This window comes from Paenibacillus sp. 2TAB26 (assembly GCF_052115145.1).
GTDB lineage: Bacteria > Bacillota > Bacilli > Paenibacillales > Paenibacillaceae > Pristimantibacillus.
Genome location: NZ_JBFRGC010000012.1, coordinates 196,723 through 213,618 on the forward strand (window position 1 = coordinate 196,723; position 16,896 = coordinate 213,618).

General features: G+C 48.4%; 11 protein-coding genes. 10 read left to right on the forward strand and 1 reads right to left on the reverse strand.

Annotated elements, in window-relative coordinates:
* Positions 1–65 precede the first annotated feature (65 nt).
* Positions 66–2,918, forward strand: coding sequence for an FtsX-like permease family protein (locus AB4Z50_RS15825; RefSeq protein WP_441880487.1), 2,853 nt, complete (start codon positions 66–68; stop codon positions 2,916–2,918).
* A gap of 3 nt (positions 2,919–2,921) precedes the next feature.
* Complete coding sequence (locus AB4Z50_RS15830; protein ID WP_441880489.1) at positions 2,922–3,797, forward strand: ABC transporter ATP-binding protein; 876 nt, start codon at positions 2,922–2,924, stop codon at positions 3,795–3,797.
* A gap of 160 nt (positions 3,798–3,957) precedes the next feature.
* Here the strand turns inward: AB4Z50_RS15830 and AB4Z50_RS15835 are convergent, their stop codons facing one another.
* Positions 3,958–4,719 carry a response regulator transcription factor gene (locus AB4Z50_RS15835; RefSeq protein WP_441880491.1) on the reverse strand — a complete coding sequence of 254 codons (762 nt, stop codon included), beginning with the start codon at positions 4,717–4,719 and terminating at the stop codon, positions 3,958–3,960.
* A 381-nt stretch (positions 4,720–5,100) separates the two neighbouring features.
* Here AB4Z50_RS15835 and AB4Z50_RS15840 point away from each other — a divergent pair, with 381 nt between their 5' ends.
* The 8 genes from AB4Z50_RS15840 (at position 5,101) to AB4Z50_RS15875 (ending at position 16,896) form a co-directional block, all read left to right on the forward strand.
* Complete coding sequence (locus tag AB4Z50_RS15840) at positions 5,101–6,483, forward strand: ABC transporter substrate-binding protein (RefSeq protein WP_339204240.1); 1,383 nt, start codon at positions 5,101–5,103, stop codon at positions 6,481–6,483.
* Positions 6,484–6,578: 95 nt separating this feature from the next.
* Positions 6,579–9,473, forward strand: coding sequence for an extracellular solute-binding protein (locus tag AB4Z50_RS15845; protein WP_441880493.1), 2,895 nt, complete (start codon positions 6,579–6,581; stop codon positions 9,471–9,473).
* A gap of 20 nt (positions 9,474–9,493) precedes the next feature.
* Positions 9,494–10,450, forward strand: a complete 957-nt coding sequence (locus tag AB4Z50_RS15850) for a carbohydrate ABC transporter permease (protein ID WP_339204238.1) — start codon at positions 9,494–9,496, stop codon at positions 10,448–10,450.
* A gap of 14 nt (positions 10,451–10,464) precedes the next feature.
* Positions 10,465–11,328 carry a carbohydrate ABC transporter permease gene (locus AB4Z50_RS15855; RefSeq protein WP_441880614.1) on the forward strand — a complete coding sequence of 288 codons (864 nt, stop codon included), beginning with the start codon at positions 10,465–10,467 and terminating at the stop codon, positions 11,326–11,328.
* A 16-nt stretch (positions 11,329–11,344) separates the two neighbouring features.
* Positions 11,345–12,802 carry a hypothetical protein gene (locus AB4Z50_RS15860; RefSeq protein WP_441880495.1) on the forward strand — a complete coding sequence of 486 codons (1,458 nt, stop codon included), beginning with the start codon at positions 11,345–11,347 and terminating at the stop codon, positions 12,800–12,802.
* Entirely contained in the window at positions 12,795–13,421 is a 627-nt protein-coding gene (locus tag AB4Z50_RS15865) for a Yip1 family protein (protein ID WP_339204235.1), read from the forward strand. Before AB4Z50_RS15860 ends, AB4Z50_RS15865 begins: the two co-directional genes overlap by 8 nt.
* Before the next feature lie 17 nt (positions 13,422–13,438).
* Positions 13,439–15,991, forward strand: a complete 2,553-nt coding sequence (locus AB4Z50_RS15870; RefSeq protein ID WP_441880497.1) for a DUF5696 domain-containing protein — start codon at positions 13,439–13,441, stop codon at positions 15,989–15,991.
* Positions 15,988–16,896, forward strand: a complete 909-nt coding sequence (locus AB4Z50_RS15875) for a carbohydrate ABC transporter permease (RefSeq protein ID WP_441880499.1) — start codon at positions 15,988–15,990, stop codon at positions 16,894–16,896. The genes AB4Z50_RS15870 and AB4Z50_RS15875 overlap by 4 nt, the downstream gene beginning before the upstream one ends.

Here is a 16,896-nt window from a genome sequence, read left to right on the forward strand (position 1 = left end):
AATGAAGACCGGATACAGCAATGTATCCGGCGCTGGGATGGGGTGTACGTATGGCCTTATGGACGATGATCCTTCGAAAGATGGCAAACAACAAGTGGCTGCAGTTGAACCTTTGGATCGGCCTTACTGTGTGCGTGGCTTTGTTCAGCTCCATGCCGCTTTACTCCGAAGCCATATTGCAGCAGACGCTGCAGAAGGAGCTTCAATCGGTGCAGCTTCAAGAAGGCGTGTATCCGGGATATATCCGCATCGGAACGACAGTATCCTCGTCGACCGTGGACGAGAAGACAGTAGAGGCCATCAGGCGGGCTGACCGATTCGTGCAAACGATACCGGGAAGAGCGGGACTCGAAGCTTTATCCGCTTATCAACAACGCTTCACGCAGCGAATGAAGGTGTACGGAGCTGATGCTACGGATCAGGAGAAGCAGTCGCAAAAGGCGGCGGGCAGCATCAAGTCGCTATCCGGTCTTGAGAAGCGCGTTCGCCTGATCGACGGCGTGATGCCAGCCGTACGCACGGACGGCATTTACGAGGCTCTCGTTACGCAGAAGTTCCTTATTGCGACGAAGCGTGATCTCGGGGATGAATTGATCGCGGAAGCGCCGGACAAAATGAAGTTCCGCTTTATCGCGGTAGGGATCATGGAGACGGATCCGACTGCTGATCCTTATTTGCCTTATCTCGCTTCAGAGGACAGCGATGGTTTTATTATTCCATTCGATCAATTCGAGAGCGATTTTATCATTGGAGGCAAGACGAAGCTCGCGAGCCTCGATTGGCGCGTGGCGCTTGATTACGAGAAGTTAACGATCGATTCGATTGATGCATTCGTACAGGCCGACAAGGACATCAGGCGATATTTCCGTGGTCGCATCGGTGTCGACGAGGTCAACATTCCTGCCATTTCGACAGTGGATGCTTATCAAGGCAAACAAGAGAAGCTTGATGTCATGATGCTGTCTCTTTATTCGCCGGTCATGCTGATGCTCGCCTTCTATCTCTATATGGCGGCCAATCTCATTATTGAACGGCAGAAGACGGAGATTTCCGTTCTGCGCAGCAGAGGGGCAAGTCGTCTGCAGATTATGACGGCCTATACGTTCGAGAGCCTATTTCTTGGCGTTAGCGCACTTGCGGTTGGTCCTTTTCTCGGCATTCTGTTCACTAAAGTATTAGGAGCCTCGAATGGTTTCCTAGAGTTCGTCGATCGTTCGGCCCTTGAGGTCAGTCTGACCAGCAGCGCTTACTTGATGTCGGGTGCAGCGGTAGCTGCCGCATTGGTTTTGACTCTCATACCGGCTTTCATGGCAACCAGAGTCAGTATCGTCAGTCATAAGCAGCAGAATGCCCGCCATAACAAGCTGACGTTTTGGCATAAGACCGGACTTGATTTTATCCTCGTCGGCGTTGCTATGTATTTGCTCTATAATTTCAACAAACGGCAGGAGGATTTGCAGCGGTTAGGGCTTGATTCGGATGCTTTCCAGCTCGATCCGATGCTGTTTCTGATGCCTTCGCTTTTTGCTCTCGGGGGCGGCTTGCTGCTGCTGCGGGTTTATCCGTGGTTCATACGTCTAATCTATTGGGCAGGCCGCAGATGGTGGTCGCCAGCGCTGTACAACACGCTAATACAGATTAGCCGATCGTCCGGTCAATATCAGACGATCAAGCTGTTTCTGATCATGACCGTTGCGACAGGACTCTTTAGCGCGAATGCGGCCCGAACCATAAACGACAACATGGAGAGCAAGATTCAGTACGCCATCGGAGCGGATATGTCGATTATGACCCGCTGGGAAAGCGATGCGCGTCCCTCAACCTATATGTCGTCGGCCTCTCAAACACTGACCGAACCGACACCGTCCAGCTCGAGCCGGGTAAATTACATCGAGCCGCCGTTTCAGCCGTTCGAAGAGCTGGAAGGCATTGAGGCGAGCGCTAAAGTATTTATGAAAGAGAATGCGCGCTTCGTCACGCCTGCCAGCGGGGCAAGCGGAGCGACGACGCTCTTTGGCATCGACACGATGAACTTCGGCCAGACGACATGGATGAAGGATGGGCTGCTTGACTATCCCATTAACGGCTACCTTAATCTCCTCGCGCCTAATACGAAGGCGGTACTGATCTCTCGTTCAATCGCGAAGAAGGCAAAAGTAAAGCCAGGCGACACCATCAGCTTGTCCTGGGACGGGCTTGATCAGGCGCAATTCATCGTCTATGGCATTATCGACTACTGGCCAAGCTGGAATCCGCTTCCTACGGGCAGCAAGGATAATGAAAAAGCGGTTCAGCCCAACTTGATCGTAGGCCATCTCGGAACAATTCAGAAGAGACTTGCTGTAGAGCCATACGAAGTATGGCTGAAACTGAAGGATGGCGTTACAAGCCAATTCGTCTACGACCAACTGGCAGAGAAGAAGCTGCGAATCATCCAGCTTCAGGATGCCACGCAAGAGCTGATCGAATCGAAAAACGATCCGTTCAGACTCGCAATCAATGGCGTTATGACACTCGGATTCGTTATCTCCATGCTCATCAGCTTTTTCGGCTTCTTGCTGTTCTGGGTGCTCACGCTGTCAGGCAGAACACTTCAATACGGCGTGCTCGGGGCAATGGGTATTCGGTTCGGACAAATTATCGGCATGCTCGTCAGCGAGCAATTGCTGACTTCGGGAGCGGCAGTTGTTCTGGGTGTTTTCATCGGCAATTCGATAAGCGAGCTATTCGTACCGCTCTTCGAGATGTCCTTCGCAACGAAGGATCAAGTGCCGCCTTTTGAAATGATTCAGCAGCTCAGTGATTATTTGCAGCTGTACAGCATCGTCGGCATTACGCTGACCCTGGGTTTGCTTATTCTCGGTTACCGCTTGTCGAGAATCCGGATTGCACAAGCACTCAAGCTTGGAGAGGAGTAAAGGATGATTAGAAGTGAAGGACTCGTCAAAATTTACAAAATGGCGGATCTTGAGGTGTTCGCTCTGCAAGGTCTGGATCTACAGGTCGAGGCCGGCGAGCTAATGGCGATTATCGGCAATTCAGGCAGCGGCAAGTCGACGCTCCTGAACATGCTGGGGGGACTTGACAAGCCGTCGGCCGGCAAGCTTTATGTGGACGGCAAAGACCTGCTGAAGTTCGGAGAAAAGGAACTGGTAGCCTATAAGCGGGATACAGTCGGTTTTGTATGGCAGAACAATGCGCGTAATCTTATTCCTTATTTAACGGCGCTGGCTAATGTGGAGCTTCCGATGCTGCTTCGCGGCAAGCGCCGGCGGGCACGGGCTATGGAACTGCTGGAGGCGGTTGGGCTTGGCCACCGGATGAAGAACAGGCTGAATGAGCTGTCTGGCGGTGAGCAGCAGCGGGTGGCGATCGCGATCGCGCTTGCCAACGATCCGAAGCTGCTGCTCGCCGATGAGCCAACAGGATCCCTCGATACGAACACATCGAATCAAGTACTCGATTTGTTCCGAGCGCTTAATCGATCGATCGGAATTACGATTGTAATTGTAACGCATGATCCGGAACTGGCTCGCAAGGTGGACCGGGTCGTCCAGATTCGGGATGGCAAAACGTCGGCAGAGATGATCCGCAAAGTCTCGTACGCTGATGAGCTGGCCATGTTGGATGCCGAAAGCGCTGTGCTGGAGGCGGAGAGCCACACGGAATATGCGGTGCTGGATAAAGCGGGTCGCCTGCAAATTCCTTCCGGTTTCCTAGACACGGAAGGATTCAAAGAAATCAACAAGGTGCGGGTAGAAATGGAGGATGGCCGCATTGTCCTCTATCCGCGTTAGGAACGCACGGAAAGTTAACGTAGCAGCAATCTTGAATATTATGACATGATTGGGAAACCAGCTATGCAAAAAGCAAAAACCTCATTTCCCGCTATTAGGCGAGGATGAGGTTTTTTTGCTAGAAATGTCAGACGAATCCGCCACGCAAAAATGTAAGCGGTTACGCGATAATGGAAAACATCTTACGATATTCGTTAGCACTTACACCGGTATACGCTTTGAACTTCTTATAGAACCAATCCATCTCCGAATATCCGATCTCATTCGCGATTTCGTACACCTTCATGTCCGTATTCTCAAGCAGCAGCTTTGCTTTCTCCATGCGCTGTTGCAGCAAATATTCATTGAAGGTCATATTTTCCTGATACTTGAATTTTTGACCTAAATACGAGCAATTGAAATGCAGACTGTTGGAAATTTGCTTCAAGGTAATATTTTGATGCAGCGATTCATCGACATATTCCTTGACCCTCTCGATGATATTAGGCTGAAGCTGGGCATCATTTTCCACAGGCGTCCATAATAGCGCTTTATTTTTATCGTTTACACAATCAAGCTCGCCTTTGACGGTCAGAAGACATGAAGTCAGCTCGACAGAAGAAACAGGGTCTGGCAAATAATCATTTACTTGGTAATAGAGAGCCTTTCGGGCAAGCTGGAAGTCGTTGCTTCCGCCTATCAAGACGAGCGGTACGCGGCTCTTCCGGCGAATGTAATCACAAAGAAACAAGGCGTCATGGTGAGAGCCGTTCATGCCGACCAGGATGAGCGAAAAATAGTTTCGATCGAGAAATTCGATAGCGTCCGCAGAGCTGTTCGCATAAGCGTCCAATTCAAATCCAATTCCATTCCACTCTGGCATATGTTGCAACATCTCCATCGACGATGTGGAGTCATAGTCGACAAGCAGCACTTTATACACGATGGTTACCTCCCAATTGCATTTGCTTGAGCGTAAACGTCTACCGCCGTCTTTGGCTGTAAAAGCTAACGTTTCGCAGTGAAATATAAGCACAGTAAATCAACAGATGCTTTACATTCTTATACTTGTACTTAGGGGTTTCCCTGACGGGAGATAAGTCTACGCTTTAATTATGTAAATTGGGGGCAGTGGATACAACGTGCTTTTCTTTGCATTGCCCACAGGTTTTTACTTATTGAAAAAAAAACGGCTTTTGGCGAAAGTAAATGATTTCCAATCTAGAATATGACGGGTAATAAACCTGATATTCAACAGGTTGTTGCTTGCCTTATGAAAGCGCTACACTTTCGATGTAGTTCAATATGTTAAGGGGGATTCGCAATGAAGATTCGTAAATTAATGGTTTTGTTATGCGCGCTCGTTCTCGTTCTTTCTGCATGCAGCAGCGGTTCGGGCAACAGCAAGAACAACGGAACAAACGGCGGCTCGAACAATGGCTCGGGCAATGCAGGCACGGAGACGACCGTTCCTGAGGGCGACGGAGAAGAAGAGTTATACAGCTCGCCCGAGATGGACTTCGACATGGGTGGAAGAACGATCAAAGTCGTTTCCTGGTGGGATATGGCGATTCAAGAAGACAATCCGGATAACATACAACGCAAGAAAAACCTCGATGAACTGATGAAGAAGCATAACTTCAAAATGGAATACGTAGCGGTCGACTTCGGCGAATATCAACAAAAAGTAACAGCATCCTTGCTTGCTGGAGAACCGCTTGGCGATATCGTCCGTTTGGGAAGAAACTATACGATTCCGACATTAGTCAAGCAAGATTTGCTATGGCCGGTCGACGAGTATACGAAAAACACGAAAGTGTTCAATCAAAAGGCTACAAGCGAATTCTTTACTTATGAGGGCAAAGGCTATGCGTTCACAGAAGACCAGGGCAACCTGATTCAAGGCATTTTCTACAATCGGACGCTCTTGAATCAGCTTGGCATCAAGGCGCTTCAAGATTATGTAAAAGAAGACAACTGGAATTGGGATACATTCGTTCAAGCAGCGAAAGAAGCCAATAAAGATACAAACAACGACGGCAAGCTGGATACTTGGGGGCTTGCAAATTCTCAAGTTGTCGAACATGCGATGTATTCGAACGGTGCTCACCTGACGAAAGGCGACAAGCAAAACCTAGATGATCCAGCAACGCAGGAAACATTGAATTTCTTGTCGAAACTCGCAACCGAACAAGTGTACAGACCTACTGAGGGTGGAGATTGGACCGAGCCTGGACAATTTTTCCGTCAAGGAAATACGCTCATGTATGCCGGTGCCATTTATGAACTGAATGGCTTCAAAACGGATATGCCGGATGCGGATATCGGCTTCGTACCGTTCCCTAAAGGACCAAGCGCAACGGAATATCATTCCGGCGAAGGCTCATACCAAGCACTAACAATTCCAAAGGCAGTGGAGCATCCAGAGCAGCTGCTTTACATTTGGGAAAAAATCAACGATATCGACTCCGAATATGACTATCCGGGTCAAGCGTCCCTTGAAAGCAATTTTGCGAACGAGGATGACATTAACAACGCTAAGCAAGTAGGATCTGGCATGATCGTATTCGACCATGGTACGTACGGCGATGCTTTGAAGTTCTGGGACTTTGTCGGAGAGATCAACAGCGGGGTATCGGTATCTACAGTTGTCGAGAAGTATAAACCGGTATTCCAAGCGGCGATTGATGCGGTGTATGGTTCTTAACATGTAATAACGTGTGAGAGACAGTCCCCATTTTAGAAATATTTCTAATGGGGACTGTTGTTGAATTTAACTTCTTACTGCAGGAGGGAGAAAAGTTGAACTTCAGAAAGAAGAACTACATCGCAATTATACTCGTTCTCACTATAGTGGCAACTTCTATATGGGCTTTCTACCCTTCAGATTCGAAGGATAGCAGACGCGTAATGGCCATGGGAGATTTCGACGCTGTTACGGCATCAGCAGGAGAAGACAGTTATGATGCGTATTTGACTAGCCACATAAATGCTGGGCGGCCGGAAGAAGTCATCCGAATAGAGGGCGAGAAGTTCTCGGGAACGACTGGAGAAGGGTTCGACATAGCGGACGATTTAGAAGGACTGTCCGGCAAGGCGGTTGTCACTCCGGATAACGGCTCCATTGTGTGGGATGTACTGGTAAAACAAGCGGGTCTGTACAACATAAGGATTCATTATTTGCCGATCGAGGGAAAAAGCTCTGCGATCGAAAGGCAGTTTGCCATTAACGAAAAAGTCCCTTTTAAGGGAGCGGATATATTATTATTCGATCGAGTTTGGGGAAATCGACAGGACGAAATCGAGCGTGACGATCGCGGCAATGAAATCAGGCCAAGGCAGGTAGAAAAACCGGCATGGCAAATCGGAATTTTCACGGATCGAAATGGATATTATGACGAGCCTTACTCCTTTTACTTTGAGAGCGGGCAGCAATCGTTTTCCTTGACGGCCTTAAGGGAACCGATGGCGATTGATTATATTGAGCTGTATCAGGAACCAGTTTTGTATTCGTATGAGGATATGAAGAAAGAGTATGAGACCAAAGGAATCAAGGCAGTATCGGATCAATACCTTGAAATACAAGCGGAGGACGCGGTCGCCAAATCATCTCCTACGTTATATCCGCTGGCGGACCGATCGAGTCCGACGGTCATCCCTTACAATGTGTCGAAGCTTCGAATCAATACGATCGGCGGAACGAACTGGAAGCTTCCTGGACAGTGGATCGAGTGGAAGTTTGAGGCCCCAGAAGACGGCTTATATCAGATCGCGTTAAAGCAAAAGCAGGATACACTGCGCGGCATATACGCCACTCGAAGCCTGACGATCGACGGAGAGACTCCTTTCCTGGAAATGAAGCGCTTACGCTTTAATTTCAACATGGATTGGGAGATGAACGTACTGGGCGATGAAGAACAGCCGTATTTGTTCCATTTGTCCAAGGGAACGCATCGTATTCGAATGGAAGTTTCACTCGGCGATATCGCACCGCTCATTCGAACGATTGAATCCAGCGTGCTGCAGCTTAATGAGATGTATCGGAAAATATTGATGATCACGTCAAATACGCCCGATCCGTTCCGTGATTACCAATTAGGGAAGCGGATACCGGACATGGTTAAGACATTCGAAGAGCAAGCCGTAATCATACAGAACGTAGCCGATTATTTAGAGAAATCGACTGGAGAGCGGAGCGACAAAGTAGCCGTTCTTCATACCATGGTTGGTCAATTAAAGGAAATGATCAAAAATCCGGAAACGGTTGGCAATCGCTTAACTGCATTTAAAACGAATGTCGGGGGATTAGGCACGTGGATTCTCACGGTTCGCGAGCAACCGATTAAGCTGGACTATCTCATTGTGTCCTCTCCAGACAAGAAGCTTCCGAGAGCGGGAGCGACTTTTTTTCAAGAGATCAAGCATGAGCTTGGTGCGTACTTTGCTTCTTATACCGAGGACTATGACAGCATCGGCAATACGGGAGGAGAGCAGGAACGTAAAATAACGGTGTGGATTACAACGGGGCGGGATCAAGCACAGGTGCTTAAAAGCTTAATCGACGATTCCTTCACGCCGGAGTCGAATATCGCGATAGATTTAAGGCTTGTACCGGGGAACATCTTGCTTCCGGCAACACTGGCAGACGAGGGACCTGACGTTGCCATGCAAATCGGTGAGGACATTCCCGTGAACTATGCGATGCGGGATGCTGCGACAGACTTGACCCAGTTTAGTGATTTCGATGAAGTAGCCTCGCGTTTCCATGACAGTGGACTTACGCCTTACAAGTACGATCAAGGCGTTTATGCACTGCCTGAGCAGCAGTCGTTCCCGATGCTGTTCTATCGGAAGGATATTCTTGAGGAGCTAGGGCTTGCGCCGCCAAAGACATGGCAGGATATTTACAACATGATTTCCGTCCTCCAGAAGCACAACATGGAGTTCTGGCTGCCAATCGAGGCTACGAACGCAAGTCTCGTACCGAATGCGACCTTCTCAATGCTGCTTTATCAGAATGGCGGCGAATTCTATCGTGATGACGATAAGAAGAGTGCGCTTGATACGGATTTATCTATGGAAATGTTTAAGAAGTGGACGCAATTTTATACGAACTACAAATTCCCGGTATTGGCAGACTTCCCGAACCGATTCCGTACGGGCGAGATGCCAATCGGCATTGCGGACTATACAACATATAACATGCTGACGGTGCTCGCGCCTGAGATTAAAGGGCTGTGGGAGTTCACGCTCGTTCCTGGTACGGAGCAAGATAACGGAACCGTTAATCATGCGGTAGCCAGTCATACGACTGGCGTTATGATGATGGAGAATGCCGATAATAAGGAAGCGTCCTGGGAATTTATGAAATGGTGGACCAGCAAGGATACGCAAATTGCTTACGGAAGAGAGATGGAAGGTTTAATGGGCGAAGCTGCACGTTATCCAACTGCTAACGTAGAAGCACTTGCAGAATTGCCTTGGCCAATCAAGGATTACAACAATCTATCCAGTCAGTGGGAGTGGGTTGAAGGCATACCTCAAGTGCCTGGCGGTTATTTCACCGGCCGACATCTGGACAACGCCTTCCGCAGAGTCGTCAACGCGAACGAGAATTCTAGGGAAGCGCTTAACGATTATGTGCTCTACATTAACGATGAAATCGAGATTAAGCGGAAAGAATTTAATTTACCGTAATTGTTTGGGGGTGGAGTTCATTGCAAGCCGAAACAACCAGTCAAGCCGTATCTAATCTTATCCATCCGAAGAAAAAATCGAAGTTGTCCCATGTATGGACGGAACTGAAAAAAAATAAGCATTATTACCTTCTGATGAGCCCATACATGCTTATTTTCTTTACCTTTACGGTCATTCCGGTCGTATTCTCGCTCATACTTAGCTTTTTTTACTTCAACATGCTCGAATTTCCGCGGTTTGTCGGATGGCAGAACTACTCTAGATTATTTCTGAATGACGACATCTTCATGATTGCATTGAAGAACACATTCATCTTCGCAATCATTACCGGTCCGGTCAGCTATATCGCCTGCTTTTTCTTTGCGTGGGTTATTAACGAGCTGTCGCCTAAGATACGGGCGGTTATGACTTTGATCTTCTATGCGCCGGCGATTTCTGGAAACGTGTTTTTTATCTGGCTGATTGTATTTTCGGGCGACCGCTATGGTTATTTGAACGGATTCCTGATTAAATTCGGATTTATTCTGGAGCCCATCCAATGGCTGACTAACGAAAAATACATTCTTATGATTGTCATGATCGTGCAGCTATGGCTCAGCTTAGGCACAAGCTTCCTTGCCTTTATAGCAGGACTGCAAACGATTGATCGGACGCTGATAGAAGCGGGTGTCGTGGACGGAATAAAAAACCGCTGGCAGGAGCTATGGTTCATTACGCTGCCTTCGATGAGGCCGCAGTTGCTGTTCGGCGCCGTTTTGCAAATTACGGGGTCTCTCGCGGTGGCCGATATTACGATCGCGCTCGCGGGTTTCCCGAGCGTCAACTATGCGGCGCACACGATTGTAACCCACCTGATGGATTACGGCACGATTCGATTCGAGATGGGTTATGCCTCGGCGATTGCGACCGTTTTGTTCGGTATTATGATCGGGACTAACAAATTGACGCAAAAACTGCTCAGAAAGGTAGGTGAGTAACGTTGGTCGTTAAAATGATGACCGTATTTCGGACGACGAAGCGTCTGAACCGTTCGTTTACGGTTAGCTTCATCTTGTTCGCGTTTCTCGCCGTGTTCGGAGCTTTTATGGTGCTGCCTCTGCTTTATGCAGTGAACAACGCCTTCAAGCCGCTGGACGAATTATTTATATTCCCACCGCGATTCTTTGTCAATAATCCAACATTGGATAACTTCTATGACCTGATTGCCTTGATGGGCAATTCATGGGTACCGTTATCGCGTTACATTGCCAATACAGTGCTTATCACTCTCATCGGGACGGTAGGACATATTTTGCTGGCTTCCGCTGCGGCGTATCCGCTGGCTAAATATCAGTTCCTCGGTTCGAAGACGCTCTTCTCGATCGTCGTTCTGTCGCTGATGTTCTCGGGTCATGTCACAGCGATTCCAAACTATATGGTAATGTCTTGGCTCGGCTGGATCAATACGCATGCATCAATTATCGTTCCATCGCTCGCTTTTCCATTAGGCCTATTTCTAATGAAGCAATTCATGGAGCAGCTTCCGACGGCTTTGCTGGAAGCCGCCAAGATTGATGGAGCGAGCGAGTACCGGATCTATTGGAGCATTGTGATGCCGAACGTGAAGCCAGCGTGGCTCACGCTTATGATTTTGCAGTTTCCTATGCTATGGGGAACAGACGGAGGCAGCTTCATCTACAGTGAGAACCTGAAGACGCTTCATTACGCACTGGGACAGATTACGCTAGGTGGAATCGCGCGCGCGGGCGTCGGAGCGGCCGTCGCGCTCATCTTGATGGTTGTTCCGATCACGCTCTTTGTTATCTCCCAGAGCAGCGTCATTCAGACGATGGCGACTTCCGGGATGAAAGAGTAGAAGGGAGACTTGCACGATGTTGAAGAGTAAAAACAAACGAAGAGCTTATCTCCTTGCGGCCATATGCTGCTTAATTGGCATAAGCACGGGAGGAACGCTTGCTTCTGCTGCGAGTGGCGATTCTTACAACTATTCCGTCTGGGGAGAGTCTGTCGTATCTCCTTCCGCTTATGAAGCGACGACTCTAATGACCGGCACTTCGCTTGGTGTAGGTGCGTTTAAAGATCCAAGTGATCTGCACGTGACGGCGGACAATGAAATATATGTACTCGATTCCGGCAATAATCGGATTGTCGTTTTGGACATCAATTATCATCAGAAGGCCATCATCGATACCTTCGATAACGCCGGAGCAACCGATACATTTCTGAATCCTCAAGGTATCTTCGTAACCGAGCAGAAGCATGTGCTGATCGCCGATACAGGAAACAAACGGGTCGTTCATTTGGATGAGAAAGGCCGTTTGGCGCAAATCGTAGAGAAGCCTGAATCCGATCTGCTGCCGGTCAACTTCAATTTTCAACCGGTGCGGGTCGTCATGGATAAAGCGCAGCGCATCTATGTCATGGCGATAGGTGTGTTCGACGGGCTGATGGAATTTAGCGCGGAGGGTGCGTTCACTTCTTACATCGGCGCGAACCGTGTCTGGGTAGATCCAGTGGAGCTATTCTGGAAGCGGCTATCGACGAAGGCGCAGCGCAGCCAAATGGTGATGTTCACGCCAACGGAGTTTACCAATATGGACATTAATGACGAAGGCTTCATTTACGCGACCAGCGGTGATTCGGGTGACACCATTCGTAAGCTGAACGCCCAAGGCAATGATATTTTGCGAAGAACCGGTTTTTACAAACCGCAGGGTGATATAAACTTTACGAGCGATCTTGGTCCTTCCAGACTTATAGACGTCGATATTACGGACAGTGAAATCTACTCGGTTCTTGATTCGAAGAGAGGTCGGATTTTCACTTATAACGGAGACGGGCAATTCATGTACGTGTTCGGAGGCATGGGCAATCGGATCGGCGAGTTCAACACGCCGGTTGCCATTGAACGGGTTGGGGACGATTTCCTCGTTCTGGACAAGGCGTTCGGTGAAATGACGTTGTTCCAGACGACGGAGTACGGCCGGACGTTGAATGAAGCCGTCAGAAGCTATTACCGGGGCGAGGAAGACAAGGCGCTTCAGCTCTATGAGCAGACTATTAATATGAACACGAATTTGGATTTCGCTTATTCCGGCATCGGCAAGGCGATTCTGAGGCAGGGCGACTACAACGATGCGATGCGTTACTTCAAGCAAAGCCTTGATCAACCCAACTATTCCAAGGCGTTTCTCCTTTACCGCAAGGAAGTGCTAAGAGCAAACTTCAGCACCGTTATGACGGTTGTCATCGGATTAGCCGCCGTTACCCTGACCGTAAGGATCTACCGGAAAAAGCAGGCTAGAAAGAGGGGCGTTTCGTTTGAATAAAGAGTACATTACATTTCCATTTTATGTTATCATGCATCCCTTTAACGGTTATTGGGAGCTGAAATACGAACAAAACAAGAAGCTGAACTTGATCTTGTCGTTCGGGATTCTGCTGATGCTTATCTTGACTAACGTACTAAGCAGTCAGTACAGCGGGTTTCTAGTTAACATCTACAATCCTGAATACATGAACAGCTTAATGGAGATCACTTATGTTCTCGTACCGGTCTTATTTTGGTGTGTAGCGAATTGGTCGCTTACGACTCTAATGGATGGTGAAGGTAAATTCGTGGATATCTTCACATCCACCTGCTTCGCACTACTGCCTTTGGTTATTGTCAACTTCCCGTGGATTTGGCTAAGCAATGTCATTTCCATGCAAGAGACAACGTTTTATTATTTTTGCAACAGCTTTGCCGTTCTATGGTCGGTATATCTTCTGTTCGTTGGAAATATGACCGTTCATCAATTCACACCAAGCAAAACAATCGTAACGATTATGCTCTCGCTGATTGCCATTGGGTTCATGGCGTTTCTCTGCTTATTGTTTTTTAGCTTGATTCAACAAATTATTACCTTCATCACGATCTTATATCAAGAAATCACCTTGAGGAATTAGGAAAGGAGGAACGTTAGATGCGTATGGCCAGAAATGCCATCTTGTCCGCGTTTCTCGCAACCGGACTGCTGGTCGCCGGCTGTTCCAGCTCGGGTACCGCAAACCAAGCGGAAGACGCGCAGCAGCTAGAGGCGGCATTCGTGCAAGGAAAGGCGCTTAACGCTTCGTTCACGGATGCGCGTCTCGCCGATATGAAGGGAATCGCCGAGAATGAGCGGCTTAGGCTGTTCATCAACGAGGAGACGGGCGCTATTGCCGTGCTTAACAAAAGCGGAGGCGAAGTATGGCATAGCAATCCCCTCGAAGCGGAGGCTGATCCTGTCGCAACCGGGGTGAATAAGGGTTTGCTGTCCTCGCAATTGAAAATAGATTACTATAACAGCTTCGGACAGGTCAATTCGATTAATACGTTCCTGGACAGCGCCTTGTACGAACAGGTTAAATATGAAACGATTGATAGCGGAGTCAAAGTAACCTATAAATTCGGTAAAGCCGAGAGATCTGCCATGGATCTGCCTCTCATGTTAAGTATGACTCGTTTTGATGAGTTGTCGGGCAAGCTGGATAAGGCAGGTCAACGTGCTTTGCGTATTGGTTATACAAAAAATGAGGATAAAGGGGTCTATGCTCGGAATGACCAAGCGCTGAACGGTCTTCAGCTTGATCGCGCGTTCAAAGCATTCGAGGATGCCGGCTATACGCAAGAGGATCTGGAGAAGGATATGGCTGAACTGAATTTTTCGCAAGATTCGCCTGCACCGAGAATTTTCCTCGCTTCCATCGAGTATAAGCTCGATGCGGACTGCCTTGTTGTTAGGGTGCCATCAAAGGAAATTCAGTCTCCTAGCGAGTATCCGGTCAGCAACGTCTCAATGCTAAGCTTCTTTGGCGCAGCGGGGAGTAAGGAGAAAGGCTCGATCTTCGTTCCGGACGGCTCCGGCGCTCTCATCTCGTTCAATAACGGCAAGACGAAGTACCCTGCGTACCAGCAGGCGGTATACGGTAATGACCAGGCAATGGAGAGGGTCGAGAACGCTGTTAACGAACAAACCGTTAGGCTGCCGGTTTTCGGCATGATCAGGGACGGCAACGCATTTCTTGGCATTATCGAAGAAGGCGCGCCTGTTGCGACGATCAATGCGGATATCAGCGGCAAATTGAACAGTTACAATTATGTTTATCCGACCTTCAACGTTACGAACAAAGGGGAGCTTACGCTCCAGGCGAACGGATCGGAGCGAACATTGCCGAAATTCCAGGAACAACCGATGAAAAGTGATTTTACGGTGCGTTATGCCTTCCTTACGGGCGAGTCAGCATCGTATCAGGGCATGGCCGAGTATTATCGTCAATATTTGGAGCGCCAGGACGGATTACCGGCTCCGAAGAAGGGGAGCGGGGATAGTGAGCTTCCGTTCTACGTTCAGGTCGTGGGAAGCATTGCGAAACAGAAGCATTTCGTCGGCGTCCCGTACATGACGCTCGAGCCGCTTACCACTTTCAAGCAGACGCAGGAAATGATTAGCGAAATGAAGAAGCTCGGCATCGCCAATATTAAGATTCGATATGCCGGTTGGTTCAACGGCGGACTCGATCATAAAGTACCCGATGACCTGTCGGTAGACAATGCGATTGGCGGTGCAAAAGGCTTGCGCAGCTTGGCGATGTTCGCGAAGGAGCAGGGCGTAGACCTCTATCCGGACGTAGCCATTCTAACCGCGCATACGGGGAAGGGATTCGACGAGAAGGAGGAAGCGTCGCGTTCTCTGCGTGGCGTGCCTTCGTCATTCTATCCTCTTGACCTTGCGCTAGGGCGACGAGACCGCTCGAAGTCCCCATCCTATGTCGTATCGCCGAGGCGTGTCGGTACTTACGTGGATGCTATTCTAAAGGACATGGAAGGTTTCGATACGGACGGGATTTCGCTTCGTGATATGGGCGACAAGTTGAATAGCGATTTCCGCAAAAACAAACAAATCGACCGTACAGAGTCGGAAGATATTTCTACTCAGGCGTTGAACAAAATTCGTGAAGCAAACTTGAATATTTTGGCCGAGGGCGGCAATGCTTACACACTGCCTTACTTATCAGATATTACAAACGCACCCTTAACGAATAGCCGCTATAAGCTTGAGGATCAAGAAATTCCATTTTTCCAAATGGTGATTCGCGGAAATATCGATTACACGGGATCGCCATTTAATTTGACCAGCTACACGAACGTAAGGCAATACATTCTGAAATGTCTCGAGTATGGCTCCGGCGTATACTTCGAATGGATCCACGCGCCGAATTATAAGGTTAAGGATACGGAATTCAGCAATCTATATGCCGTCAATTACGAGCAGTGGCTGGAGCAGGCTGCATCCATATATGCTGAAGTGAACGGCGTATTGGGTAAAGTTCACAATGAGCGTATCGTAGCGCACGAGAAGCTAGCCGAAGGCCTGTTCAAAACCGTCTATGAAAGCGGGACGTACGTCATCGTTAACTACAATGCGACGAATGCAACAGTAAACGGGATGACGATAGAGGCCGAGGGCTATGTGACGGGTGGTGAGCAATCTTGAAAACGATAACGAAGCTGGTATTCAGATCAAGAACGTACAACGAGCAGAAGGCTTTGTGGGGCTTTCTCTACGTGCTGCCCTGGCTGCTTGGATTTCTATTTTTCTTTTTTATTCCTTTATTGACTTCACTGCAATACAGCTTAAGCTCGATTAAGGCCAATGCGAACGGAATGACTATGAAGTATATCGGATTCGCGAACTATATTGAAGCGCTCACGGTCAATACGAGCTTTAATCGAATATTGACGGAATCGGTCGTTAATATGGTCGTAAACGTTCCGCTTATCGTTATTTTCAGCTTGTTTCTGGCTGTGCTGCTGAATCAAAAGTTCGTCGGGAGAGCACTGGCAAGATCGATCTTTTTCCTTCCAGTTATACTTGCTTCCGGCGTCATTGCGACTTTGGAGGCATCAAGTCTGGTGCAAGCGATCAATGAACAAAATGCGAACGGGGGCGTATTTTCGAGCGGTACGATAGAGTTGGCGAACATCATGTTGCGATCCGGAGTCAATGAAGATATTGTTTTGTACCTGATGGATGCTGTCCAAAGGATTTATCAAATCGTCAGTCAATCCGGCGTGCAAATTCTTATTTTCCTAGCTGGGATTCAGACCATCTCGCCGCAGCTGTATGAGGCCTCCAAAATCGAAGGGGCAACGGGGTATGAGGCATTCTGGAAAATTACGTTTCCGATGGTCAGTCCGCTCATACTCGTAAACGTCATTTATACGATTATCGACTCTTTCTCCAGGAACAACATGACGATGCTAATCAAAGAAACCGGCTTTACCACCTTTAATTTCGGGCTTAGCTCGGCGATGGCGTGGATCTACTTCCTGGTCATCATGATCATTCTATTAGTTAGTGCATACTTCATATCCAAGCGGGTCTTCTACCAGGAATAG